Here is a 25,001-nt window from a genome sequence, read left to right as displayed (position 1 = left end):
AAAATGGTGTTGCACAAACTGTCCCTTCGTCGGGCAGATGGGTCGACTTGTCAGCGAGCTGAGGAACCCTATGGTTTACTCCTATACCGAGAAAAAACGTATTCGTAAGGATTTTGGTAAACGTCCACAAGTTCTGGACATTCCATATCTCCTTTCTATCCAGCTTGACTCGTTCCAGAAGTTTATCGAGCAAGATCCTGAAGGGCAGTACGGCCTGGAAGCAGCCTTCCGTTCCGTGTTCCCGATTCAGAGCTACAGCGGTAATTCCGAGCTGCAGTACGTCAGCTACCGCCTTGGCGAACCGGTGTTTGACGTTCAGGAATGTCAGATCCGTGGCGTGACCTATTCCGCACCGCTGCGCGTAAAACTGCGTCTGGTGATCTACGAGCGCGAAGCGCCGGAAGGCACCGTAAAAGACATTAAAGAACAAGAAGTCTACATGGGTGAAATTCCACTCATGACGGACAACGGTACTTTCGTTATCAACGGTACTGAGCGTGTTATCGTTTCCCAGCTGCACCGTAGCCCGGGCGTCTTCTTCGACAGCGATAAAGGTAAAACGCACTCTTCCGGTAAAGTACTGTATAACGCACGCATCATTCCTTACCGTGGTTCATGGCTGGACTTCGAATTCGATCCAAAAGACAACCTGTTTGTCCGTATCGACCGTCGTCGTAAGCTGCCTGCAACCATCATTCTGCGTGCACTGAACTATACCACTGAGCAGATCCTGGACCTGTTCTTTGAGAAAGTGATCTTTGAAATCCGCGACAACAAGTTGCAGATGGAGTTGGTGCCGGAACGTCTGCGTGGTGAGACCGCGTCGTTCGACATCGAAGCCGACGGCAAAGTGTATGTGGAAAAAGGTCGCCGTATCACCGCGCGCCACATCCGCCAGCTGGAAAAAGATGATATCAAACACATCGAAGTTCCGGTTGAATACATTGCAGGAAAAGTAGCCGCGAAAGATTACGTTGATGAATCAACTGGCGAGCTGATCTGCCCGGCGAACATGGAGCTGAGCCTGGATCTGCTGGCTAAGCTGAGCCAGTCTGGCCACAAACGTATCGAAACGCTGTTCACCAACGATCTGGACCACGGTCCGTACATCTCTGAGACTGTACGCGTCGACCCAACCAACGATCGTCTGAGCGCGCTGGTCGAAATCTACCGCATGATGCGTCCTGGTGAGCCACCAACTCGCGAAGCGGCTGAAAGCCTGTTCGAGAACCTGTTCTTCTCCGAAGACCGCTACGATCTGTCCGCGGTTGGTCGTATGAAGTTCAACCGTTCTCTGCTGCGCGACGAGATCGAAGGTTCCGGTATCCTGAGCAAAGACGACATCATTGAAGTGATGAAGAAGCTCATCGATATCCGTAACGGTAAAGGCGAAGTGGACGATATCGACCACCTCGGCAACCGTCGTATCCGTTCCGTAGGCGAAATGGCGGAAAACCAGTTCCGCGTTGGCCTGGTACGTGTAGAGCGTGCGGTGAAAGAGCGTCTGTCTCTGGGCGATCTGGATACCCTGATGCCTCAGGATATGATTAACGCGAAGCCGATTTCTGCGGCAGTGAAAGAGTTCTTCGGTTCCAGCCAGCTGTCTCAGTTCATGGACCAGAACAACCCGCTGTCTGAGATCACGCACAAACGTCGTATCTCCGCACTCGGCCCAGGCGGTCTGACCCGTGAACGCGCAGGCTTTGAAGTTCGAGACGTACACCCGACTCACTACGGTCGCGTATGTCCAATCGAAACGCCTGAAGGTCCAAACATCGGTCTGATCAACTCCCTGTCCGTGTACGCACAGACGAACGAATACGGTTTCCTCGAGACCCCGTATCGTAAAGTGACCGACGGTGTTGTTACTGACGAAATTCATTACCTGTCTGCTATCGAAGAAGGCAACTACGTTATTGCTCAGGCGAACTCCAACCTGGATGACGAAGGCCACTTTGTAGAAGATCTGGTTACCTGCCGTAGCAAAGGCGAATCCAGCTTGTTCAGCCGCGACCAGGTTGACTACATGGACGTATCCACCCAGCAGGTGGTATCCGTCGGTGCGTCCCTGATCCCGTTCCTGGAACACGATGACGCCAACCGTGCATTGATGGGTGCGAACATGCAACGTCAGGCCGTTCCAACTCTGCGTGCTGATAAGCCGCTGGTTGGTACCGGTATGGAACGTGCTGTTGCCGTTGACTCTGGTGTTACAGCAGTTGCTAAGCGTGGCGGTACCGTTCAGTACGTTGACGCATCCCGTATCGTTATCAAAGTTAACGAAGACGAGATGTATCCGGGCGAAGCGGGTATCGACATCTACAACCTGACCAAATACACCCGTTCTAACCAGAACACCTGTATCAACCAGATGCCATGTGTATCTCTGGGTGAGCCAGTTGAGCGCGGCGACGTGCTGGCAGACGGTCCGTCCACCGATCTCGGTGAACTGGCGCTCGGTCAGAACATGCGCGTAGCGTTCATGCCGTGGAACGGTTACAACTTCGAAGACTCCATCCTCGTCTCCGAGCGTGTGGTTCAGGAAGATCGTTTCACCACCATCCACATTCAGGAACTGGCATGTGTGTCCCGTGACACCAAGCTGGGGCCAGAAGAGATCACCGCTGACATCCCGAACGTGGGTGAAGCTGCGCTCTCTAAACTGGATGAATCCGGTATTGTTTACATCGGCGCGGAAGTGACCGGCGGTGACATTCTGGTTGGTAAGGTCACGCCGAAAGGCGAAACCCAGCTGACGCCAGAAGAGAAACTGCTGCGTGCTATCTTCGGTGAGAAAGCGTCTGACGTTAAAGACTCTTCTCTGCGCGTACCAAACGGTGTTTCCGGTACGGTTATCGACGTTCAGGTCTTCACCCGTGACGGCGTTGAGAAAGATAAGCGTGCGCTGGAAATCGAAGAGATGCAGCTCAAACAGGCTAAGAAAGACCTGTCTGAAGAACTGCAAATCCTCGAAGCAGGTCTGTTCAGCCGTATCTATGCGGTGCTGGTTGCCGGTGGCGTTGAAGCTGAGAAGCTCGACAAACTGCCACGCGATCGCTGGCTGGAACTGGGCCTGACCGACGAAGAGAAACAGAATCAGCTGGAACAGCTGGCTGAGCAGTATGACGAACTGAAACACGAGTTCGAGAAAAAACTCGAAGCGAAACGCCGCAAAATCACTCAGGGCGACGATCTGGCACCAGGCGTGCTGAAGATTGTTAAGGTGTATCTGGCTGTTAAACGTCAGATCCAGCCTGGTGATAAGATGGCAGGTCGTCACGGTAACAAGGGTGTTATCTCTAAGATCAACCCGATCGAAGATATGCCGCACGATGCTAACGGTACGCCGGTAGATATCGTACTGAACCCACTGGGCGTACCGTCTCGTATGAACATCGGTCAGATTCTGGAAACCCACCTGGGTATGGCTGCGAAAGGTATCGGCGATAAGATCAACGCCATGCTGAAACAGCAGCAGGAAGTCGCGAAACTGCGCGAGTTCATCCAGCGTGCCTACGATCTGGGTACCGACGTTCGTCAGAAAGTCGACCTGAACACCTTCAGCGATGAAGAAGTGCTGCGTCTGGCAGAGAACCTGCGCAAAGGTATGCCAATTGCAACGCCGGTATTCGACGGTGCAAAAGAAGCTGAAATTAAAGAGCTGCTGCAACTGGGTGGTCTGCCAACGTCTGGCCAGATTACGCTGTTTGACGGCCGTACCGGTGAACAGTTCGAGCGTCCGGTAACCGTAGGTTACATGTACATGCTGAAACTGAACCACCTGGTCGACGACAAGATGCACGCTCGTTCTACCGGTTCTTACAGCCTGGTTACTCAGCAGCCGCTGGGTGGTAAGGCTCAGTTCGGTGGTCAGCGCTTCGGGGAGATGGAAGTGTGGGCGCTGGAAGCATACGGCGCAGCATACACCTTGCAGGAAATGCTCACCGTTAAGTCTGATGACGTGAACGGTCGTACTAAGATGTATAAGAACATCGTAGACGGCAACCATCAGATGGAACCGGGCATGCCAGAATCCTTCAACGTACTGTTGAAAGAGATTCGTTCGCTGGGTATCAACATCGAACTGGAAGACGAGTAATTCTCGCTCAAACAGGTCACTGCTGTCGGGTTAACGCCCGACAGCAGAGTGTGCTAACTCCGACGGGAGCAAATCCGTGAAAGACTTATTAAAGTTTCTGAAAGCGCAAACTAAAACCGAAGAGTTTGATGCGATCAAAATTGCTCTGGCTTCGCCAGACATGATCCGTTCATGGTCTTTCGGTGAAGTTAAAAAGCCGGAAACCATTAACTACCGTACGTTCAAACCTGAGCGTGACGGCCTTTTCTGTGCGCGTATTTTCGGGCCAGTAAAAGATTACGAGTGCCTGTGCGGTAAGTACAAGCGCCTGAAACACCGTGGTGTGATCTGTGAGAAGTGCGGCGTTGAAGTGACCCAGACCAAAGTACGCCGTGAGCGTATGGGCCACATCGAGCTGGCGTCTCCGACCGCTCACATCTGGTTCCTGAAATCTCTGCCGTCCCGTATCGGTCTGCTGCTGGATATGCCGCTGCGCGATATCGAACGTGTTCTGTACTTCGAATCTTATGTGGTTATCGAAGGCGGGATGACCAATCTGGAACGTAACCAGATCCTGACCGAAGAACAGTATCTGGACGCGCTGGAAGAGTTCGGTGACGAATTCGACGCGAAGATGGGTGCGGAAGCTATCCAGGCCCTGCTGAAGAGCATGGATCTGGAGCAAGAGTGTGAAACTCTGCGCGAAGAGCTGAACGAAACCAACTCCGAAACCAAGCGTAAAAAGCTGACCAAGCGTATCAAACTGCTGGAAGCGTTCGTTCAGTCTGGTAACAAACCAGAGTGGATGATCCTGACCGTTCTGCCGGTTCTGCCGCCAGATCTGCGTCCGCTGGTTCCGCTGGATGGCGGTCGTTTCGCAACGTCGGATCTGAACGATCTGTACCGTCGCGTGATCAACCGTAACAACCGTCTGAAACGTCTGCTGGATCTGGCTGCGCCGGACATCATCGTACGCAACGAAAAACGTATGCTTCAGGAAGCAGTCGATGCCCTGTTGGATAACGGTCGTCGTGGTCGTGCGATCACCGGTTCTAACAAACGTCCTCTGAAATCTTTGGCCGACATGATCAAAGGTAAGCAGGGTCGTTTCCGTCAGAACCTGCTCGGTAAGCGTGTTGACTACTCCGGTCGTTCTGTAATCACCGTAGGTCCATACCTGCGTCTGCATCAGTGCGGTCTGCCGAAGAAAATGGCACTGGAGCTGTTCAAACCGTTCATCTACGGCAAGCTGGAACTGCGTGGCCTCGCCACCACCATCAAAGCCGCGAAGAAAATGGTTGAGCGTGAAGAAGCTGTCGTTTGGGATATCCTGGACGAAGTGATCCGCGAACACCCGGTACTGCTGAACCGTGCACCAACTCTGCACCGTCTGGGTATCCAGGCCTTTGAGCCAGTCCTGATCGAAGGTAAAGCGATCCAGCTGCACCCGCTGGTTTGTGCGGCCTATAACGCCGACTTCGATGGTGACCAGATGGCTGTTCACGTACCGCTGACGCTGGAAGCCCAGCTCGAAGCGCGTGCGCTGATGATGTCTACCAACAACATCCTGTCTCCAGCGAACGGTGAACCTATCATCGTTCCTTCTCAGGACGTTGTACTGGGTCTGTACTACATGACCCGTGACTGTGTTAACGCCAAAGGCGAAGGCATGGTGCTGACTGGCCCGAAAGAAGCTGAGCGTATTTATCGCGCTGGCCTGGCCTCTCTGCATGCGCGCGTTAAAGTGCGTATCACCGAATACGAAAAAGATGAAAACGGCGAGTTCGTTGCGCACACCAGCCTGAAAGACACGACCGTTGGCCGTGCCATTCTGTGGATGATCGTACCGAAAGGTCTGCCTTTCTCCATCGTCAACCAGGCGCTGGGCAAGAAAGCGATCTCCAAAATGCTGAACACCTGTTACCGCATTCTGGGTCTGAAGCCGACCGTTATCTTCGCTGACCAGACAATGTACACCGGCTTTGCTTATGCAGCGCGTTCAGGTGCATCTGTTGGTATCGATGACATGGTCATCCCAGAGAAGAAACACGAGATCATCTCTGAAGCGGAAGCTGAAGTTGCTGAGATCCAGGAGCAGTTCCAGTCTGGTCTGGTAACCGCAGGCGAACGTTACAACAAAGTTATCGATATCTGGGCTGCGGCGAACGATCGTGTATCTAAAGCGATGATGGATAACCTGCAAACCGAAACCGTGATTAACCGTGACGGCGTAGAAGAGCAGCAGGTCTCCTTCAACAGCATCTACATGATGGCCGACTCCGGTGCGCGTGGTTCTGCGGCACAGATTCGTCAGCTGGCAGGTATGCGTGGTCTGATGGCGAAGCCAGATGGCTCCATCATCGAAACGCCAATCACCGCGAACTTCCGTGAAGGTCTGAACGTACTCCAGTACTTCATCTCCACGCACGGTGCGCGTAAAGGTCTGGCGGATACCGCACTGAAAACGGCGAACTCCGGTTATCTGACGCGTCGTCTGGTTGACGTTGCGCAGGATCTGGTCGTCACCGAAGACGATTGTGGCACCCTCGAAGGTATCACCATGACCCCGGTTATCGAGGGTGGTGATGTTAAAGAGCCGCTGCGCGATCGCGTACTGGGTCGTGTGACCGCGGAAGACATTCTGAAGCCGGGCACCGCAGACATTCTGGTTCCACGCAACACCCTGCTGCACGAACAGTGGTGTGACCTGCTGGAAGCGAACTCTGTTGACTCCGTGAAAGTGCGTTCCGTTGTATCCTGTGACACCGACTTTGGTGTGTGTGCGCACTGCTACGGTCGTGACCTGGCGCGTGGCCACATCATCAACAAAGGTGAGGCTATCGGCGTTATCGCGGCACAGTCCATCGGTGAGCCGGGTACACAGCTGACGATGCGTACGTTCCACATCGGTGGTGCGGCATCTCGTGCGGCTGCTGAATCCAGCATCCAGGTGAAAAACAAAGGTAGCATCAAGCTCAGCAACGCGAAGTCGGTTGTGAACTCCAGCGGTAAACTGGTTATCACTTCCCGTAACACCGAGCTGAAGCTGATCGACGAATTCGGTCGTACCAAAGAGAGCTATAAAGTGCCTTACGGTGCGGTTATGGCGAAAGGTGATGGCGAGCAGGTTGCTGGCGGTGAAACCGTTGCAAACTGGGATCCACACACCATGCCGGTTATCACCGAAGTAAGTGGTTTCATCCGCTTCACTGACATGATCGACGGCCAGACCATTACTCGTCAGACCGACGAGCTGACCGGTCTGTCTTCTCTGGTGGTTCTGGATTCTGCTGAACGTACTACCGGCGGTAAAGATCTGCGTCCTGCACTGAAAATCGTTGATGCTCAGGGCAACGACGTTCTGATCCCTGGTACCGATATGCCTGCGCAGTACTTCCTGCCGGGTAAAGCGATTGTACAGCTGGAAGATGGCGTACAGATCAGCTCTGGTGACACCCTGGCGCGTATTCCTCAGGAATCCGGCGGTACCAAGGACATCACCGGTGGTCTGCCACGCGTTGCGGACCTGTTCGAAGCACGTCGTCCGAAAGAGCCTGCGATCCTGGCTGAAATCAGCGGTATCATCTCCTTCGGTAAAGAGACCAAAGGTAAGCGCCGCCTGGTTATTACGCCAGTAGATGGCAGCGAGCCGTACGAAGAGATGATTCCTAAGTGGCGTCAGCTCAACGTGTTCGAAGGTGAACGCGTAGAACGTGGTGACGTGGTTTCCGATGGTCCAGAAGCGCCGCACGACATCCTGCGTCTGCGTGGTGTGCATGCTGTTACCCGTTACATTGTTAACGAAGTACAGGACGTATACCGTCTGCAAGGCGTTAAGATTAACGATAAACACATTGAAGTTATCGTTCGTCAGATGCTGCGTAAAGCAACCATCGAAAACGCGGGCAGCTCCGACTTCCTGGAAGGCGAGCAGGTTGAATACTCACGCGTTAAGATCGCTAACCGCGATCTGGAAGCGAACGGCAAAATCGGTGCGACCTTCGCACGCGATCTGCTGGGTATCACCAAAGCGTCTCTGGCAACCGAGTCCTTCATCTCTGCTGCATCGTTCCAGGAAACCACTCGTGTCCTGACCGAAGCGGCTGTTGCAGGTAAACGTGATGAACTGCGCGGTCTGAAAGAGAACGTTATCGTGGGTCGTCTGATCCCGGCCGGTACCGGTTATGCGTACCACCAGGATCGTATGCGTCGTCGCGCAGCGGGCGAACTGCCAGCTGCACCGCAGGTGACTGCCGAAGATGCATCCGCGAGCCTTGCAGAACTGCTGAACGCAGGTCTGGGCGGTTCCGACAACGAGTAATCGTTGATGCCCGGTAGGTAAAATTACCGGGCATATGAATCACAGGTCGGGTAAGCGTAGCGCCACCCGACAATAAAAAACCCGCCTCGGCGGGTTTTTTTACATCTGTATGTCTTCAGTTCACTAACGGGATACGTCGATAAAGCTCAATCATATCGCCCGCCAGATCCTGAATAACCATCGCGTTCATCAGGTGATCCTGAGAGTGAACGGTGATCAGGTTAACCGGAAGTTTCCCGGTCCCTTCATCAAGACCGATAAGCTGCGTCTGGATCGTATGCGCATGTTTCACATATTCACGCGATTCTTCCATCGCTTTCTCGGCTTCATCAAAGTCGCCTTTTCGCGCCATCTGCAACGCCGTCAGGGCCGCGCTGCGCGCTGCGCCTGCGTTGACAAGCAGTTCCATAATCGTGGTTTCTAAGTCTTCCATTATGACTCCAGAAGTTTGAGCGCTTTTTCCAGTACGGCATCACCTTTCATCATGCCGTAATCCATCATGTCGATGACCGCAACCTTTTTTCCGAGCGGATCGGCCTGCGCCTGGAGTTTTGCCTGTTCGTATTTAACCTGTGGCCCCAGTAATACGATATCAGCCGTCGCGATGTTATCTTTAAACTCCGCGACCGGAACGGCTTTAATGGTTACTTCGACTCCTTTTTTCTGCGCGGCATCTTTCATACGTTGAACCAGCATGCTGGTTGACATTCCCGCTGCACAGCATAAAACGATGTTCTTCATAGTCAGCCTCGATCTACATGTGTTTATTGATAATTATCCCGTGCAGACCGCTTCAACAACCGCTTTACCGCGATTGTGTGTCAGGCATCACAAAGAAATCGGCATTTTTCTGAAACCGGTTACAATTTTACAGCGGAGAGCATTCTGCCCGTCAGATCGGGCAGAATTTGAGGAAGGGTATTATCGGCAGGCCGTGCTTACGATGCGGTTTTTACCCTGTTGTTTAGCGGTATACAGCGCTTCATCTACGCTACCGATAAATTGTTCCAGCGGTTCGAAGTGCCACTCTCCCATCCCGGCGCTGAAGGTCACTCGCAGGTTCTCTTCCCGCCAGGTCCGCTTTTCAACGGCGGTGCGCCAGGCTTCCAGTAGCGCGTGCGCGGAGTTCATCAGCTCGGCCGGGAATATCACGCCGAACTCTTCTCCACCGTAGCGGTAAACGGAAACGTGGTGCGGCTGCATGATCTGAATACCTTCCCGCGCCACGTTGCGCAGCACAATATCCCCGCTCAGGTGGCCCCAGGTGTCGTTAATGGATTTGAAGTTATCGATGTCGATCAGCGCCAGAACGAAGGGTTGATGAGCGGTCAGCAGCTCATCCACATCGTTATCGAACGCACGGCGATTTTTGCAGCCTGTCAGCGCATCATGGGTGGCCTGACGGACATAGGCCAGCTCGCGTTCTTTATTGGTTCGAATGGTATGGCTGAGCATCGCCTCAAGGCGTGGCGCCTGGTTGACGTCGCCGGTTTTGATGGCGTTGATAATGTTCATCAGCACAGAACGCGAGGCATGACGAAGGTAAAGCCCGAACAAAATGATGATGATTGCCGCCAGCGCAAATCCCCAGCCGACGACGGTGGTTTCATGCCGGGTGATGACGTTAAGCGTGGCATCGGAGACCCGATAAATCACAAACCAGTCCGGATTGGTGAAAGAGTAGTAGTAATACCAGGTTTTACTTTTGGGGTCGAAAAGATGGCCTTCGCCGCTGGTCATTTTGTCCATCAGCGCTTCGCTTACGTACTGCTTAAAGAGCGCCCCCGTGTCCGGATGCAGCACAACGGCGCCGTCACGCTCCACGACAAAAAACTCACCCTGAACCGGCGCCACCATCTGGCGCAGGGTATACCCCATGGACGTTAAATCAAGATGGAAAGCGAGCGTGCCCTTCAGACGGCCTTCCGGTGAAATGACCGGCTTATAGAGGGTGACAGTAGGATGTTGGGTGAAATAGTCCAGATAGGGGCGGGTGTAGTGAGGAAAGTTGCTGGCTTCCGCTTGCCCGACAAACCATGGGCGGGTTCTGGCGTCGAACGACTTACTTTTCTCCGTTGGCAGCACTTCCGGCGCGCGCAGATGGCGCCCTTCTGTGTCCGCCAGAGAGATAGACGACACCGTCGGCATCAGGTTCTGCAAATGCATCAACATCTGCAAACCGTGTGTCGGATCGATATTTATTGTCTGATTTACTCTGTCGTTACGGGCGAAGTACATCGCAGCGCGACCAAGAATATAGTCATTTTCTCGCAGGATGGATTCGGTATAGTTCACCGCCAGATTATGGGTGAAATTACCATTAATTTTATGATAATCCTCAAGAAAATCCTTTCTCTGTGAAAGGATGACCAGGATGGCGATCAGCGCGAAACTGAACAGGATCCCCGCGAAGCTGACCATAATTGGCCGGGTAAAAGAGAGCTTTTTACTGTGGAGTGCCATGAGTTGTACATCAATCCAGATGGTAGACGCGTTGCGTCTGTCGATACCCTCAGCATAGTCGCTGTCCGGTTGCTGGTAGTAAATTATACAGAAGGCGATTACCGACGAGATGATTTATCTTAAGCGTAGATAAGAAACGACGTATTTATTGTATCAATTGAATTTTGTTTAAGAGGCGGAGGGCAGGGCGAAACGAGGAAGAAGCATTTTCACCCTGGTCAGCGTCCGTTGCTGACGTGGTTAAGCATAAGAAAACCGGGCAGATCGCCTCAATCGCCCGGTTATGATCTTACGAGCCGCCTCGTAACCTTTTCGCATTTTTGCAGACAGTTTCAGCGCTAATGCGAGGCTCTTCCCAGCCAGCTATCCCAGTCTTTCCACACCGGCTGTAGCCCCTGCGCAGTCAGGGCTTCCGCCACCGCTTCGGGCCGTCGGCCGTCGTGCGGTGCAAACTGTTCCAGTTCCGGGTGATCGTCCGCGTAACCGCCCGGCTGCGTTTTGGAAAAGGCGCTGACGTTATTGATCGCCAGCGGGATCGCGCGATCGCGAAACGCGGGGGATTCACGCGTGGAGAGCGACAATTCCACTTCCGGCGCGAACAGGCGAAATGCACACAGGGTTTGCACCAGCTGGCGCTCATCCATCAGCGAGGCGGGTTCAACGCCTCCCGTACAGGGACGCAGCCGCGGGAAAGAGATGGAATAGCGGCTTTGCCAGTACTGCTGCTGTAGCCACAGCAGATGCTCCGCCACCATATAGCAGTCCACCCGCCAGCTGTCGGACAGACCGATAAGCGCGCCCAGCCCAATTTTATCGATACCGGCGCGCCCCAGCCTGTCCGGCGTTTCCAGCCGGAAGATGAAATCCTGCTTCTTCCCTTTCAGGTGATGCCGGGCATAGGTCGCCTCATGGTAGGTTTCCTGATAAACCATTACGCCGTCCAGCCCGAGGGTTTTCAGCTCCGCATATTCCTCCTGCGACAGAGGCTGCACTTCCATTTGCAACGAGGCAAATTCGCGGCGGATGGCCGGAAGATGCTGGCGAAAATAGTCCATCCCCACTTTGCCCTGATGTTCACCCGTCACCAGCAGGAGATGTTCAAAACCCATCTCACGAATAGCCGCACACTCGCGGGCGATCTCATGCTCATCCAGCGTTTTACGCTTAATACGGTTGCTCATGGAGAAACCACAGTAGGTGCAGTCATTGGCGCACAGATTAGAAAGATAGAGCGGCACGTAAAAGCTCACCGTGTTGCCAAAACGCTGGCGGGTGAGGCGTTGCGCGCGCTGGGCCATCGGTTCAAGGTACGCGCTGGCTGCCGGAGAAAGCAGGGCCATCAAATCCTCGCGCGTCAAATGTTTGGCTGTTAATGCCCGCTCTACGTCCGCAGAGGTTTTACTGTTGATGCGTAAGGCAATATCGTCCCAGTTAAGCTGACGCCAGCGATCGGTAAAGGTAGCCATCAGAGCGCCTCCAGAAAATCGGTCAGCGGGCTGGTGGCCTGCGCCTGAACACTGCGCGAGCCGGGGCCGGACTGCCGAGCCAGCAGACCGGACTCCACGGCAAGGCGGAACGCACGCGCCATCATCACCGGGTCGTCGGCCACCGCAATCGCGGTATTGACCAGCACCGCATCGGCCCCTATCTCCAGCGCCTGCGCGGCGTGACTGGGTACGCCGATGCCCGCATCCACCACCACCGGCACGGTCGCCTGCTCAATAATGATTTCCAGCATCGCGCGGGTCTCCAGCCCCTGGTTGGAGCCAATGGGGGCGCCCAGCGGCATTACGGCCGCGCAGCCGACCTCTTCCAGACGCTTGCACAAAACGGGGTCGGCACCACAGTAGGGCAGAACGGTGAATCCCTGCTGCACCAGCTTCTCTGCCGCTTTCAGGGTTTCGATCGGATCGGGCAACAGCCAGCGGGCGTCCGGATGAATTTCCAGCTTCAGCCAGCGGGTGCCGAGCGCTTCTCGCGCCAGTTGCGCAGCGAAAATTGCTTCCTCGGCCGTTTTTGCACCGGAGGTATTCGGTAAGAGCGTCACGCCTGCCTCCAGTAACGGCGCAAGTATGGCATCGTTGTGCTGACGCAAATCCACGCGCTTCATCGCCAGCGTCACCAGCTGGCTGCCGCTTTCACGAATGGCATCCACCATCAGTTGCGGGGAGGCGAATTTGCCGGTTCCGGTAAACAGATGTGAATCAAAGACTTTGTCGGCAATACGTAACATCTCATCCCCCTGCGATAACCTGAAACAGCAGGATCTGGTCGCCCTCATTGACCTGCTGATGTTCCCACCGCTCGCGCGGCAGGATCTGTTGATTGAGCGCCAGCGCCGTTCCCGGCTTCAGTTGGCGCAGCGTGTCGAGCAGGGCGGCAACGGTGAGATCGTCGTCGCACGTCATCGGCTCATCGTTAAACAGAATGCGCATTGCGGCCTCCGCATACCGGGCAGTGGCTGGCGCGGTTTAACGCCAGATGACGCCAGCCGCTGGAGCGGGCATCGAACAGCCGAAGCGTGTTGCGTTCTGTCTCCATGCCGCTGAGTAACTTGATGGCCTCCAGCGCCTGAAGAGAACCCATCACGCCCACCACCGGGCCCAGAATGCCTGCCGTGCGGCAGTTACGCTCCGGTTCAGCCTCGTCAGGCCACAGGCAGCGGTAGCAGCCCTGTGCCCAAGGCGGCGTAAGCACCATTATTTGCCCACCGAAACCGACCGCGCTGGCGGTGATCAGCGGCGTGTTCTGCGCAACACAGGCCGCGTTGATGGCCTGACGTGTCGCCATATTGTCCGTACAGTCCAGCACCACGTCGGCAAGGGCCACTTCGCGTTGCAGATCTTCCCCGCTCAGCCGCGTCTGGAGTGCGACCAGTTCGATATCGGGGTTAAGCTGGTTCAGCCGCTGGCGCGTAACGTGCGCTTTAGGCTGGTTGATATCTTCTGTCGTAAAGAGAATTTGCCGTTGCAGATTGCTGAGATGTACCTCGTCGTCATCGGCCAGCACCAGCGTGCCCACGCCCGCGCCGGCCAGATACAGCGCGGCGGGGGTGCCTAATCCGCCCAGACCGACAATCAGTACCCGGCTGGCGAGCAGCTTTTGCTGCCCCTCGATGGCGATATCCTCCAGCAGGATCTGGCGGCTGTAACGCATAAAATCACGATCTTTCATCACCTGCTCCTGCCAGTTGTAAAAGCTGCGCGGTGGCGGCCTGCCAGTCTGCCGCCTGGGTGATAGCGCTGACGACGGCGATACTGCCGACGCCGGTCTCCAGCACCGCGGGCGCACGTTCAAGGCTGATCCCGCCGATGGCAACGGTGGGGTAATCGGCAAGGCGCTTAACGTGGGCCGCCAGCTGCGTCAAACCCTGTGGAGCGGACGGCATCTGTTTGGTTTGCGTTGGGAAAACGTGCCCGAGCGCGATGTAAGAGGGGCGGGCCGCCAGCGCCACGTCGATCTCCATATCGTCGTGGGTGGAGACGCCCAGCCGCAGACCGGCGTCACGGATCGCGTTGAGATCGGTCGTTTCCAGATCTTCCTGTCCCAGATGCACGCCGTACGCCTGGTGTTTAACCGCCAGCCGCCAGTAGTCGTTGATAAACAGGCGGGCGTGGTAGCGACGTCCCAGCGCGATAGCGGCGATCACGTCGGCCTCCACCTCTTCATCGCGTTTATCCTTGATGCGTAGCTGGATCGTGCGAACGCCTGCCTCCAGTAGGCGAGCGATCCACGCCACGCTGTCCACCACCGGGTAAATCCCTAAGCGGAAGGGCACGGAGGGGAAATCGGGCTGGTACATTACGCCTCCTCCTTTTTGAGGTAGATTTCGCCGCCTTTCGCGCGGAAGGTTTCCGACATGTCCGCCATGCCGACTTCAATGGTCTGCGCGGCGGCGTAATCGCGTACTTCCTGGCTGATTTTCATCGAGCAGAATTTAGGTCCGCACATGGAGCAGAAGTGCGCAACTTTGCCCGATTCCTGCGGCAGGGTTTCGTCGTGATAGGCGCGGGCGGTGAACGGATCGAGGGCCAGGTTAAACTGGTCTTCCCAGCGGAATTCAAAGCGCGCTTTGGACATGGCGTTGTCGCGAATTTGCGCGCCCGGATGGCCTTTCGCCAGATCCGCCGCGTGGGCGGCAATCTTGTAGGTGATCAGCCCCTGCTTCACGTCCTCTTTGTTTGGCAGCCCGAGGTGCTCTTTCGGCGTCACGTAGCAGAGCATGGCGCAGCCGAACCAGCCGATCATCGCCGCGCCAATGCCTGACGTGAAGTGGTCGTAGCCCGGCGCAATATCGGTGGTCAACGGCCCCAGGGTGTAGAACGGTGCTTCGTGGCAGTGCTCCAGCTCCTCGGTCATGTTGCGACGGATCATCTGCATCGGCACATGGCCCGGGCCTTCAGTCATCACCTGCACGTCGTACTCCCAGGCGATTTTGGTCAGCTCGCCCAGCGTGTGCAGCTCGGCAAACTGCGCCTCGTCGTTAGCATCGCGGATGGAGCCAGGACGCAGGCCGTCGCCCAGCGACAGGGAGACGTCGTACGCGGCGCAAATTTCGCAGATTTCGCGGAAGTGTTCGTAGAGGAAGTTTTCCTGATGATGGGAAAGGCACCATTTCGCCATAATCGAACCGCCGCGTGAGACGATACCGGTCAGACGTTTCGCCGTCATCGGCACGTAGCGCAGCAGCACGCCCGCGTGGATGGTGAAGTAGTCCACGCCCTGCTCGGCCTGCTCCAGCAGCGTGTCGCGGAACGCTTCCCAGGTGAGGTTTTCGGCGATGCCGTTGACCTTCTCCAGCGCCTGATAAATCGGGACGGTGCCAATCGGCACCGGGCTGTTACGCAGGATCCACTCGCGGGTCTCATGAATATAGCGGCCAGTGGAAAGGTCCATCACCGTGTCCGCGCCCCAGCGCGTCGACCAGACCAGCTTTTCCACCTCTTCTTCGATGGATGACGTCACCGCTGAGTTGCCGATGTTGGCGTTGACCTTCACCAGGAAGTTGCGGCCGATAATCATCGGCTCGGATTCCGGGTGGTTGATGTTGGCGGGGATAATGGCGCGCCCGGCGGCCACTTCGTCACGCACAAATTCCGGCGTGATGTTTTCCGGCAGGCGAGCGCCAAACCCTTCACCAGGATGCTGGTGGCGCAGCACTTCGCTGCGGATGCGCTCGCGGCCCATGTTTTCGCGGATGGCGATGAACTCCATCTCCGGCGTGACGATACCCTGGCGCGCGTAGTGCAGCTGGGTGACGCATTTGCCCGCTTTAGCGCGTTTCGGCGTCAGCAGGCCGGTAAAGCGCAGCGCGTCCAGACCGTCGTCGGCCAGGCGCGCGTTGGTATACGCCGAGCTGCGCACGCTCAGTTCTTCGCAGTCGTTACGGGCGTCAATCCACGGCTGGCGCAGTTTTGCCAGACCCTGCTGTACGTTGATAGCAACAGAAGGGTCGCCGTACGGGCCGGAGGTGTCATACACCGGCACGGCTTCGTTGTCTTCAAACTGCGGGTTTTCTTTGCTGCCGCCGATAAGCGTCGGGCTGAGCTGGATTTCGCGCATCGGCACGCGGATATCAGCCTGTGAACCGGTGATGTAGATGCGCGTTGAGTTCGGGAAAGCGGTGCCTTCCAGGGTGTCGATGAAGCGTTGTGCGTGTTCGCGCTGTTCGCGGCGGGTCAGTTTTGTTGTAGACATAGCTCATTCCAGATGTGAAGGACATGGCTTGTCAGACGACGGATGAAGCAAGAGAAGATCGCCTCAGGGGCGATACAACAGCAGTGTGACTCTTGTTCCCTTCGCAGGTATTAACCTGATCAGGTTCCGCGGATCCCGAATTAACGGTCTCAGCCCGTGCTTTCACACTGGGCACTCCGACAAGAAAAATCCCCCTCGTGAGAGGGGCGAATGGTTGTAAATTACTCGTTAACGATTAAGAACTCAAGCAGGGCGCGCAACGTTATCGCTGGTGCTGATATTCAGGTTGTTGTCCAGCACGAGGGCGATGAGCTTGTCTTCCAGCGTGAATCGCTCTTCCAGCGCTTCGCCAAGATCGGAAAGCGCCTGCTGAAACTCAAGATAGTTATCGTGATCGATAGCGTTCTCTAGCGTGGAATCGTAGTAGTCCATGATCTGCTGGGTGTTGGCTTCCAGCAGCGGACAGAGTTTGCTGGCCGCTAAATACGGCGTTGTCCCTTCCATTTCGCGGATAATGCGTTCATAAAGGTTGAAATGGCCGTCGGAAAGGTAGTCGACCAGGCTCTGACAGAAGTCGTCCAGCGCTTTTTCATTCAGCCGCATAAAGGATTCTTTGCCAGGCTTAAGACCAACCAGATTGTAATACGCCACGAGTAGATGCTTGCGCACATGTAGCCAGCGATCCACCAGGGTGTTACTTCCTCCAACGCGCTCAGTCAGGCTTTCCAGCTGGTTTAACATGGTCGACTCCATAAGGTTTAGAATGGGATCTGCTTATCCAAAATGTAACCATAATGCTAACAACATGTCAGTGAAGCGAAGGTAGTGCAATAGATATGGATCGTATTATTGAAAAATCAGATCTGGGTTGGTGGATCGTCAGTCACGAACAAAAATTATGGCTGCCCGGTGGGGAGATACCCTACGGTGCGGCAGACATCTTCGATCTCGTCGGCCAACCGGCGCTGCGGATCGGCGAGTGGCAGGGCGATCCGGTATGGTTGATCCAACTGGCTCGTCGTCAGGATATGGGATCCGTTCGTCAGGTGTTGGATCGGGATGTCGGCCTGTTCCAGCTGGCGGGGCGCGGCGTGCAGCTGGCGGAGTTTTACCGCTCGCACAAATACTGCGGCTACTGCGGCCACACCATGCACCCGAGCAAAACCGAGTGGGCAATGCTCTGCGGCCACTGCCGTGAACGCTACTACCCGCAAATCGCACCGTGCATCATTGTCGCCATCCGCCGTGATGATTCCATCCTGCTGGCGCAGCATACCCGCCATCGCAACGGCATTCACACCGTCCTCGCCGGGTTCGTGGAAGTCGGCGAAACGCTGGAACAGGCGGTGGCGCGCGAGGTGATGGAGGAGAGCGGCATTAAGGTGAAAAACCTGCGCTATGTGACGTCGCAGCCGTGGCCGTTCCCGATGTCCCTGATGACCGCGTTTATGGCGGAATACGACAGCGGCGAGATTGTTATCGATCAGAAAGAGCTGCTGGAGGCGAACTGGTATCGCTACGACGATTTACCGCTGCTGCCCCCGCCGGGAACGGTGGCGCGTCGCCTGATAGAAGATACCGTGGCAATGTGTCGGGCCGAGTATGAGTAGTGTTACACTGACGGACTGACGCAATAAGGAACTGCAAAATGACCGAACTGAAGAACGATCGTTATCTGCGTGCGCTGCTGCGCCAGCCCGTTGATGTCACCCCGGTGTGGATGATGCGCCAGGCGGGACGCTATCTGCCAGAGTACAAAGCCACGCGCGCGCAGGCAGGCGATTTTATGTCGCTGTGCAAAAACGCCGAGCTGGCCTGTGAAGTGACGCTCCAGCCGCTGCGCCGCTTCCCGCTCGATGCCGCCATTCTTTTTTCGGACATTCTCACCATTCCGGATGCGATGGGCCTTGGGCTCTATTTCGAAACCGGAGAAGGCCCGCGTTTTACCTCTCCGATCAAAAGCAAAGCTGACGTTGATAAGCTGCCGATCCCCGATCCTGAAGGCGAGCTGGGCTATGTGATGAACGCCGTGCGCACCATTCGCCGCGAACTGAAAGGCGACGTGCCGCTGATAGGCTTCTCCGGTAGTCCGTGGACGCTGGCCACCTACATGGTGGAAGGCGGCAGCAGCAAAGCCTTTACCGTCATCAAAAAGATGATGTACGCCGAGCCGCTGGCCCTGCATGCCCTGCTCGACAAGCTGGCGAAGAGCGTCACGCTCTATCTCAACGCGCAGATTAAAGCGGGCGTGCAGTCGGTGATGATTTTCGACACCTGGGGCGGCGTGCTGACCGGACGTGATTATCAGCAGTTCTCCCTGTACTACATGCACAAAATTGTCGATGGCCTGCTGCGTGAAAACGAAGGCCGTCGCGTGCCGGTGACGCTGTTTACCAAAGGCGGCGGTCAGTGGCTGGAAGCGATGGCGGCCACCGGCTGCGACGCGCTGGGCCTCGACTGGACCACCGATATTGCCGATGCTCGCCGTCGCGTGGGGGACAAAGTGGCGCTCCAGGGCAACATGGATCCGTCCATGCTCTATGCGCAGCCTGCCCGCATTGAAGAAGAAGTGTCGACTATACTGTCTGGTTTCGGCCAGGGCGAAGGCCACGTCTTCAACCTCGGTCACGGTATTCATCAGGATGTACCGCCAGAACACGCTGGCGTATTTGTGGAGGCGGTGCATCGGCTTTCTGCCCAGTATCATAAGTAAGGAGTGGTTATGGATCTCGCGTCGCTACGCGCTCAGCAAATCGAACTGGCTTCATCAGTGATCCGCGAGGATCGTCTGGATACGGACCCTCCGCGGTACATTGGCGGGGCGGACGTCGGGTTTGAGCAGGGCGGTGAAGTGACGCGAGCGGCGATGGTGGTGCTGAAATACCCTTCGCTGGAGCTGGTGGAGTACAAGGTGGCGCGTATCGCCACCACCATGCCCTATATCCCCGGCTTTCTCTCCTTCCGCGAATATCCCGCGCTGCTGGCCGCGTGGGAGCAACTCTCGCAAAAACCCGATCTACTGTTTGTTGATGGGCATGGTATCTCCCATCCGCGTCGCTTAGGCGTCGCCAGCCACTTTGGTCTGCTGGTGGACGTGCCGACCATCGGCGTAGCGAAAAAACGCCTGTGCGGCGCGTTTGAGCCGCTCTCTGCCGAACCGGGCGCGCTGGCGCCGCTTATCCATAAAGGCGAGCAGCTGGCGTGGGTCTGGCGCAGTAAAGCGCGCTGCAACCCGTTGTTTATCGCCACCGGGCATCGGGTCAGCATGGATAGCGCCCTGGCGTGGGTGCAACGCTGTATGAAGGGCTACCGTTTACCGGAGCCAACCCGCTGGGCCGACGCCGTGGCCTCTTCACGTCCGGCATTCATTCGTTGGCAGGAAATTCAGCCGTGATTCAGGTAAACTGCGGCTAATTTTCGATTCGAGACATCATCATGTTACAAAACCCGATTCATCTGCGCCTTGAGAAGCTGGAAAGCTGGCAGCACGTGACGTTTATGGCTTGCCTATGCGAGCGCATGTATCCCAACTATGCCGCGTTCTGCAAGCAGACGGCGTTTGGCGAAGGCCAGATTTATCGTCGTATCCTGGATTTAATCTGGGAGACGCTGACGGTCAAAGATGCGAAGGTAAATTTTGACTCTCAGCTCGAAAAGCTGGAAGAGGCTATTCCGGCTGCGGATGATTTCGACCTGTATGGCGTCTACCCGGCCATTGATGCCTGTGTGGCGTTGAGCGAGCTGATCCACTCCCGTCTGAGCGGTGAAACCCTGGAACACGCCATTGAAGTCAGTAAGGCATCCATTACCACCGTTGCGATGCTGGAAATGACCCAGGAAGGCCGTGAAATGACCGACGAGGAGCTGCGTGCTAACCCGGCGGTTGAACAGGAATGGGATATTCAGTGGGAAATTTTCCGTCTGCTGGCGGAGTGTGAAGAACGTGATATTGAGCTGATCAAAGGGCTTCGCGCGGACCTTCGCGAGGCCGGCGAGAGCAATATTGGTATAATTTTTAACCAATGAGACAACAAAACGTGATTTAACGCCTGTTTTGTCACTCCTCGACTCTTCCCTTTCGCCCCCCGTCTGGTCTACATTTGGGGGGCGAAAAAAAGTGGCTATCGGTGCGTGTATGCAGGAGAGTGCTTTTTTGGCATTTTCGTCGCACTCGATGCTTAGCAAGCGATAAACACATTGAAAGGATAACTTATGAACAAGACTCAACTGATTGATGTAATTGCGGACAAGGCTGATCTGTCTAAAGTGCAGGCTAAAGCTGCTCTGGAATCTACCCTGGCTGCTATTACTGAGTCTCTGAAAGAAGGCGATGCTGTACAACTGGTTGGTTTCGGTACCTTCAAAGTGAACCACCGCGCTGAGCGTACTGGCCGCAACCCGCAGACCGGTAAAGAAATCAAAATCGCCGCAGCTAACGTGCCGGCATTTGTTTCTGGTAAAGCACTGAAAGACGCAGTTAAGTAAGACGCGTGGCAGTGAACAGTTTTAACGAAGGGGCGGCAACGCCCCTTTTGTCATTCTGGCGTGGAACGCTCGCGCTGGCAGGCGTACTGTTGCTGTCTGCCTGTAGCCATGATTCCTCACTCCCCCCGTTTACCGCCAGCGGCTATGCTGACAACCAGGGTGCGGTCAGGATCTGGCGCAAAGATTCCAGCGATGAAGTCCATATGCTCACCGCATTCAGCCCGTGGCATAACGGCAACACCTCGACCGCAGAATACCGCTGGCAGGGCGATGCGCTGTCGCTCATTGAACTGAATATCTACAGTAAGACTCCCGAACACGTGAAGGTGCGTTTCGACGACCACGGCGAGCTGAGCTTTATGCAGCATGAGGTCAGTGGACTGAAACAGCAGCTTTCCAGCGATCAGGTCGCTCTCTACCGCTACCGTGCTGAACAACTCCGCCAGACCAGCGATGCGCTGCGTCAGGGCCGCGTGGTGCTGCGCCAGGGGCGCTGGCATGCCGACGGCACGGTGACCACCTGCGAAGGGCAGACAGTGAAGCCTGAGCTTGAATCCTGGGCAACCGAACACATTCAGCGTCGTCAGCGGCATTCATCTGTGGAGGTGAGTGTGGCATGGCTGGAAGCGCCGGAAGGCTCTCAGCTGTTGCTGGTGGCGAATGAAGATTTCTGCACCTGGCAGCCGACAGAGAAGAGTTTCTGACGTAAATCCCCTCTCCCTGTGGGAGAGGGTTAGGGTGAGGGTGTGAAATTACTCTCCCTGCTCCCGCGCAATGGCACGATAGCCGATATCCTGGCGGCTGAAGCTGCCATTCCAGTGAATATCCGCCATCAGCGCATAGGCGCGCTTCTGCGCCTCTGCCACGGTCTGGCCCAGCGCGGTCGCACACAGCACGCGACCGCCGTTGGTGAGCACGCGGTCGTCGTCAGAGAGCTTTGTACCGGCGTGGAACACCTTCGCACCGTCAATCTCTTCCAGCGGCAGGCCGTGGATCTCATCTCCGGTGTTGTAGCTACCCGGATAGCCACCCGCAGCAATCACCACACCTAAAGAGGCTCGCTCGTCCCACTCGGAAGTTTTCTCGTCCAGCTTGCCTTCGCACGCCGCCAGACACAGATCAACCAGATCGGACTTCATGCGCAGCATGATCGGCTGGGTTTCCGGATCGCCGAAGCGGCAGTTGAATTCAATCACCTTCGGGTTACCCTCCTTGTCGATCATCAGGCCTGCGTAAAGGAAACCGGTGTAGGTATTGCCTTCCGCAGCCATCCCCTTCACGGTTGGCCAGATGATGCGGTCCATGGTGCGCTGGTGTACTTCGTCAGTGACCACCGGAGCAGGGGAGTAAGCTCCCATCCCGCCGGTGTTTGGCCCCGTGTCGGCATTGCCTACGCGCTTGTGATCCTGGCTGGTCGCCATCGGCAGAACGTGCTCGCCGTCAACCATCACGATAAAACTCGCTTCTTCGCCGTCGAGGAACTCTTCAATCACGATGCGGTGGCCCGCGTCGCCAAAGGCGTTACCCGCCAGCATATCCTGCACGGCGGCTTCCGCTTCTTCGAGGGTCATCGCCACGATAACGCCTTTCCCGGCAGCCAGGCCGTCGGCTTTGATCACAATCGGCGCGCCTTTTTCACGCAGGTAAGCCAGAGCAGGCTCTACCTCGGTGAAGTTCTGATATTCCGCCGTCGGGATGTTATGACGCGCGAGAAAATCTTTGGTGAAGGCTTTTGAGCCTTCCAGCTGCGCAGCCCCTTCCGTTGGGCCGAAAATTTTCAGGCCCGCGGCGCGGAAGGCATCTACAACGCCGATCACCAGCGGTGCTTCCGGGCCAACAATCGTCAGATCGATATTCTCGTTTTGGGCAAAGCTCAGCAGCGCCGGGATGTCGGTTACGCCGATGGCGACGTTCTGTAGCGCGGGCTCCAGCGCGGTCCCGGCGTTACCCGGTGCCACAAAGACGGTTTCAACCTGCGGAGACTGCGCTGCTTTCCACGCCAGGGCGTGCTCGCGCCCGCCGTTACCAATCACTAATACTTTCATTTTCTGCTCCGGGAATTAATGGCGGAAGTGGCGCATGTCGGTGAAGATCATTGCGATGCCATGCTCGTCGGCAGCGGCAATCACTTCGTCATCACGGATTGAACCGCCAGGCTGGATCACACAGGTGATGCCCACAGCAGCGGCCGCATCGATACCGTCGCGGAACGGGAAGAAGGCGTCAGAGGCCATGGCGGAACCTTTGACTTCCAGACCTTCGTCACCTGCTTTAATACCCGCGATTTTCGCAGAGTAAACGCGGCTCATCTGGCCTGCGCCTATTCCGATGGTCATGTTCTCTTTGGCGTAGACGATGGCGTTGGATTTCACAAACTTCGCCACTTTCCAGCAGAACAGCGCGTCACGCAGTTCCTGCTCGGTTGGCTGACGTTTGGTGACGACACGCAGATCGGCTTCGCCCACCATACCCAGATCGCGGTCCTGAACCAGCAGCCCGCCGTTCACGCGCTTGAAGTCCAGGCCCGGGACGCGTTCTGCCCACTGGCCGCAAACCAGTACGCGCACGTTCTGTTTCGCCGCGGTGATTTTCAGCGCCTCTTCGGATGCTGATGGCGCGATGATCACTTCGACAAACTGACGGGAGATGATGGCCTGCGCGGTTTCCGCATCCAGCTCGCGGTTGAAGGCGATAATGCCGCCGAACGCGGAGGTCGGGTCGGTTTTGTAGGCGCGATCGTAAGCTTCCAGAATAGACGCACTTACCGCAACGCCGCATGGGTTGGCGTGCTTGACGATAACGCAGGCTGGCTCGCTGAACTCTTTCACGCATTCCAGCGCGGCGTCGGTATCGGCAATGTTGTTATAGGAGAGGGCTTTGCCCTGTACCTGCTGGGCAGTCGCTACAGAGGCTTCTTTTACCTCTTCTTCTATATAGAAGGCAGCCTGCTGGTGGCTGTTCTCGCCGTAACGCATATCCTGCTTCTTAATGAAGTTCAGATTCAGGGTGCGCGGGAAGCGGCCAGAAGGATCTTTGCTTTCACCGTGGTAGGCAGGTACCAGGCTACCGAAGTAGTTGGCGATCATGCTGTCGTAGGCGGCGGTATGCTCGAAGGCTTTGATGGCGAGATCGAAACGCGTTTCAAGCGTCAGGGACCCTTCGTTGGCATCCATCTCATTAATAATGGCGTTGTAGTCACTACTCTTTACCACGATGGCCACATCTTTATGGTTCTTGGCTGCGGAGCGCACCATGGTCGGGCCGCCGATGTCGATATTCTCAACAGCGTCTTCCAGAGAACAGCCTTCGCGGGCAACGGTCTGGGCGAACGGGTAGAGGTTAACGACCACCATGTCGATGGGGGCAATATTGTGCTGCTCCATAATGCTGTCGTCCTGACCGCGACGGCCCAGAATACCGCCGTGCACTTTCGGATGCAGGGTTTTGACGCGTCCATCCATCATTTCCGGGAAACCGGTGTAATCGGACACTTCGGTTACCGGCAGACCTTTCTCTGCTAACAGGCGCGCGGTGCCACCTGTAGAAAGCAGCTCCACACCGCGTGCGGAAAGTGCCTGAGCGAATTCGACGATACCGGCTTTATCAGAAACACTGAGCAGAGCGCGGCGGACTGGACGACGTTGTTGCATGGTAAATCCCCTGGATTTCACGATTACAGAGAGCGTTAGATGAATTTTCCAGCGAAAAACTCATCTAACACACCTGACGAGGCATCCTTGTGAAGCGCGAGCATTTTAACGAAAACGTTTGCGCAACGCTCGCATATTTTTACTTTTTCGTATCATTGTGGATAAGTCTGTGCGTAAAAAGGTATAAGGCGGGGTTTTGCTGTGGAATGCAGCAGTCAGTCATTTTTCTGTCATTTAGCGGTTGCGGCCTGCGGAGAACTCCCTATAATGCGCCTCCATCGACACGGCGGATGTGAATCACTTCACA

The 25,001-nt window shown here is 56.0% G+C and carries 20 protein-coding genes and 1 riboswitch; of the genes, 8 read left to right on the top strand and 12 right to left on the bottom strand.

The annotated features are described in order from the left end of the window. Positions 1–70 precede the first annotated feature (70 nt). Positions 71–4,099: a DNA-directed RNA polymerase subunit beta gene (gene rpoB, locus SK50_RS00100; protein WP_015569976.1), complete on the top strand. Its 4,029-nt coding sequence runs from the start codon at positions 71–73 to the stop codon at positions 4,097–4,099. Positions 4,100–4,175: 76 nt separating this feature from the next. Continuing rightward, positions 4,176–8,399, top strand: coding sequence for a DNA-directed RNA polymerase subunit beta' (rpoC, locus tag SK50_RS00095; RefSeq protein WP_017384083.1), 4,224 nt, complete (start codon positions 4,176–4,178; stop codon positions 8,397–8,399). A 115-nt stretch (positions 8,400–8,514) separates the two neighbouring features. On the opposite strand, the gene SK50_RS00090 is transcribed toward rpoC, so the two are convergent. The 10 genes from SK50_RS00090 to SK50_RS00045 all read right to left on the bottom strand — a co-directional run bounded on the left by SK50_RS00090 (position 8,515) and on the right by SK50_RS00045 (position 17,300). Next, positions 8,515–8,832, bottom strand: coding sequence for a PTS lactose/cellobiose transporter subunit IIA (locus SK50_RS00090; RefSeq protein WP_003862327.1), 318 nt, complete (start codon positions 8,830–8,832; stop codon positions 8,515–8,517). After that, positions 8,832–9,140, bottom strand: coding sequence for a PTS sugar transporter subunit IIB (locus tag SK50_RS00085; RefSeq protein WP_010425948.1), 309 nt, complete (start codon positions 9,138–9,140; stop codon positions 8,832–8,834). Before SK50_RS00085 ends, SK50_RS00090 begins: the two co-directional genes overlap by 1 nt. A gap of 180 nt (positions 9,141–9,320) precedes the next feature. Further along, positions 9,321–10,862, bottom strand: a complete 1,542-nt coding sequence (locus tag SK50_RS00080) for a sensor domain-containing diguanylate cyclase (RefSeq protein ID WP_023302916.1) — start codon at positions 10,860–10,862, stop codon at positions 9,321–9,323. A 338-nt stretch (positions 10,863–11,200) separates the two neighbouring features. Continuing rightward, on the bottom strand, positions 11,201–12,328 hold the full coding sequence (gene thiH / locus SK50_RS00075) for a 2-iminoacetate synthase ThiH (RefSeq protein WP_015569973.1): 1,128 nt from the start codon (positions 12,326–12,328) through the stop codon (positions 11,201–11,203). Next, positions 12,328–13,095, bottom strand: coding sequence for a thiazole synthase (gene thiG / locus SK50_RS00070; protein WP_015569972.1), 768 nt, complete (start codon positions 13,093–13,095; stop codon positions 12,328–12,330). The genes thiH and thiG overlap by 1 nt, the downstream gene beginning before the upstream one ends. Before the next feature lies 1 nt (position 13,096). Beyond that, on the bottom strand, positions 13,097–13,297 hold the full coding sequence (gene thiS / locus SK50_RS00065) for a sulfur carrier protein ThiS (protein ID WP_003862324.1): 201 nt from the start codon (positions 13,295–13,297) through the stop codon (positions 13,097–13,099). Continuing rightward, positions 13,281–14,036: a thiazole biosynthesis adenylyltransferase ThiF gene (gene thiF, locus SK50_RS00060; protein ID WP_048228951.1), complete on the bottom strand. Its 756-nt coding sequence runs from the start codon at positions 14,034–14,036 to the stop codon at positions 13,281–13,283. Before thiF ends, thiS begins: the two co-directional genes overlap by 17 nt. After that, the gene (gene thiE, locus SK50_RS00055; RefSeq protein ID WP_048228949.1) at positions 14,023–14,664 is read right to left on the bottom strand and encodes a thiamine phosphate synthase; all 642 of its coding nucleotides are present in this window, start codon (positions 14,662–14,664) and stop codon (positions 14,023–14,025) included. Before thiE ends, thiF begins: the two co-directional genes overlap by 14 nt. Further along, on the bottom strand, positions 14,664–16,559 hold the full coding sequence (gene thiC / locus SK50_RS00050) for a phosphomethylpyrimidine synthase ThiC (protein WP_048228946.1): 1,896 nt from the start codon (positions 16,557–16,559) through the stop codon (positions 14,664–14,666). Before thiC ends, thiE begins: the two co-directional genes overlap by 1 nt. Before the next feature lie 79 nt (positions 16,560–16,638). Further along, a riboswitch (TPP riboswitch) is annotated at positions 16,639–16,748 on the bottom strand. Between the two features lie 54 nt (positions 16,749–16,802). Beyond that, positions 16,803–17,300 (bottom strand): Rsd/AlgQ family anti-sigma factor, encoded by a 498-nt coding sequence (locus SK50_RS00045; protein ID WP_017384077.1) that lies wholly within the window; start codon positions 17,298–17,300, stop codon positions 16,803–16,805. A 95-nt stretch (positions 17,301–17,395) separates the two neighbouring features. On the opposite strand from SK50_RS00045, the gene nudC reads away from it, so the two are divergent. From nudC to SK50_RS00015, 6 genes are all read left to right on the top strand, one after another. Continuing rightward, the gene (nudC, locus tag SK50_RS00040; protein ID WP_045328866.1) at positions 17,396–18,169 is read left to right on the top strand and encodes an NAD(+) diphosphatase; all 774 of its coding nucleotides are present in this window, start codon (positions 17,396–17,398) and stop codon (positions 18,167–18,169) included. A 38-nt stretch (positions 18,170–18,207) separates the two neighbouring features. Beyond that, the gene (gene hemE, locus SK50_RS00035; RefSeq protein WP_045328868.1) at positions 18,208–19,272 is read left to right on the top strand and encodes a uroporphyrinogen decarboxylase; all 1,065 of its coding nucleotides are present in this window, start codon (positions 18,208–18,210) and stop codon (positions 19,270–19,272) included. A gap of 9 nt (positions 19,273–19,281) precedes the next feature. Then, positions 19,282–19,953, top strand: a complete 672-nt coding sequence (gene nfi, locus SK50_RS00030; RefSeq protein WP_003862312.1) for a deoxyribonuclease V — start codon at positions 19,282–19,284, stop codon at positions 19,951–19,953. Positions 19,954–19,994: 41 nt separating this feature from the next. Further along, the gene (locus SK50_RS00025; RefSeq protein WP_003862310.1) at positions 19,995–20,585 is read left to right on the top strand and encodes a YjaG family protein; all 591 of its coding nucleotides are present in this window, start codon (positions 19,995–19,997) and stop codon (positions 20,583–20,585) included. Between the two features lie 186 nt (positions 20,586–20,771). After that, the gene (hupA, locus tag SK50_RS00020) at positions 20,772–21,044 is read left to right on the top strand and encodes a nucleoid-associated protein HU-alpha (RefSeq protein WP_002445246.1); all 273 of its coding nucleotides are present in this window, start codon (positions 20,772–20,774) and stop codon (positions 21,042–21,044) included. Between the two features lie 11 nt (positions 21,045–21,055). After that, positions 21,056–21,748: a DUF1481 domain-containing protein gene (locus tag SK50_RS00015; protein WP_017384076.1), complete on the top strand. Its 693-nt coding sequence runs from the start codon at positions 21,056–21,058 to the stop codon at positions 21,746–21,748. 48 nt (positions 21,749–21,796) lie between these two features. Here SK50_RS00015 and purD read toward each other — a convergent pair whose 3' ends face one another. Then, complete coding sequence (gene purD, locus SK50_RS00010) at positions 21,797–23,089, bottom strand: phosphoribosylamine--glycine ligase (protein ID WP_045328870.1); 1,293 nt, start codon at positions 23,087–23,089, stop codon at positions 21,797–21,799. 15 nt (positions 23,090–23,104) lie between these two features. Further along, positions 23,105–24,694 carry a bifunctional phosphoribosylaminoimidazolecarboxamide formyltransferase/IMP cyclohydrolase gene (purH, locus tag SK50_RS00005; RefSeq protein ID WP_017384075.1) on the bottom strand — a complete coding sequence of 530 codons (1,590 nt, stop codon included), beginning with the start codon at positions 24,692–24,694 and terminating at the stop codon, positions 23,105–23,107. Positions 24,695–25,001 lie beyond the last annotated feature (307 nt).

The organism is Enterobacter sp. BWH64 (assembly GCF_001037645.1).
Classification (GTDB): Bacteria; Pseudomonadota; Gammaproteobacteria; order Enterobacterales; family Enterobacteriaceae; genus Enterobacter; species Enterobacter hormaechei_C.
The sequence above is the reverse complement of the archived record's forward strand: the minus strand, read 5'-3'. Positions and strand labels throughout refer to the sequence as shown.

What these genes read in the sequence shown, in the direction of transcription:
- rpoB (WP_015569976.1), top strand. Translation starts at nt 71, where the DNA reads ATGGTTTACTCCTATACCGAGAAAAAACGTATTCGTAAGGATTTTGGT.
- SK50_RS00090 (WP_003862327.1), bottom strand. Translation starts at nt 8,832, where the DNA reads ATGGAAGACTTAGAAACCACGATTATGGAACTGCTTGTCAACGCAGGC.
- SK50_RS00085 (WP_010425948.1), bottom strand. Translation starts at nt 9,140, where the DNA reads ATGAAGAACATCGTTTTATGCTGTGCAGCGGGAATGTCAACCAGCATG.
- SK50_RS00080 (WP_023302916.1), bottom strand. Translation starts at nt 10,862, where the DNA reads ATGGCACTCCACAGTAAAAAGCTCTCTTTTACCCGGCCAATTATGGTC.
- thiH (WP_015569973.1), bottom strand. Translation starts at nt 12,328, where the DNA reads ATGGCTACCTTTACCGATCGCTGGCGTCAGCTTAACTGGGACGATATT.
- thiG (WP_015569972.1), bottom strand. Translation starts at nt 13,095, where the DNA reads ATGTTACGTATTGCCGACAAAGTCTTTGATTCACATCTGTTTACCGGA.
- thiS (WP_003862324.1), bottom strand. Translation starts at nt 13,297, where the DNA reads ATGCGCATTCTGTTTAACGATGAGCCGATGACGTGCGACGACGATCTC.
- thiF (WP_048228951.1), bottom strand. Translation starts at nt 14,036, where the DNA reads ATGAAAGATCGTGATTTTATGCGTTACAGCCGCCAGATCCTGCTGGAG.
- thiE (WP_048228949.1), bottom strand. Translation starts at nt 14,664, where the DNA reads ATGTACCAGCCCGATTTCCCCTCCGTGCCCTTCCGCTTAGGGATTTAC.
- thiC (WP_048228946.1), bottom strand. Translation starts at nt 16,559, where the DNA reads ATGTCTACAACAAAACTGACCCGCCGCGAACAGCGCGAACACGCACAA.
- SK50_RS00045 (WP_017384077.1), bottom strand. Translation starts at nt 17,300, where the DNA reads ATGTTAAACCAGCTGGAAAGCCTGACTGAGCGCGTTGGAGGAAGTAAC.
- nudC (WP_045328866.1), top strand. Translation starts at nt 17,396, where the DNA reads ATGGATCGTATTATTGAAAAATCAGATCTGGGTTGGTGGATCGTCAGT.
- hemE (WP_045328868.1), top strand. Translation starts at nt 18,208, where the DNA reads ATGACCGAACTGAAGAACGATCGTTATCTGCGTGCGCTGCTGCGCCAG.
- nfi (WP_003862312.1), top strand. Translation starts at nt 19,282, where the DNA reads ATGGATCTCGCGTCGCTACGCGCTCAGCAAATCGAACTGGCTTCATCA.
- SK50_RS00025 (WP_003862310.1), top strand. Translation starts at nt 19,995, where the DNA reads ATGTTACAAAACCCGATTCATCTGCGCCTTGAGAAGCTGGAAAGCTGG.
- hupA (WP_002445246.1), top strand. Translation starts at nt 20,772, where the DNA reads ATGAACAAGACTCAACTGATTGATGTAATTGCGGACAAGGCTGATCTG.
- purD (WP_045328870.1), bottom strand. Translation starts at nt 23,089, where the DNA reads ATGAAAGTATTAGTGATTGGTAACGGCGGGCGCGAGCACGCCCTGGCG.
- purH (WP_017384075.1), bottom strand. Translation starts at nt 24,694, where the DNA reads ATGCAACAACGTCGTCCAGTCCGCCGCGCTCTGCTCAGTGTTTCTGAT.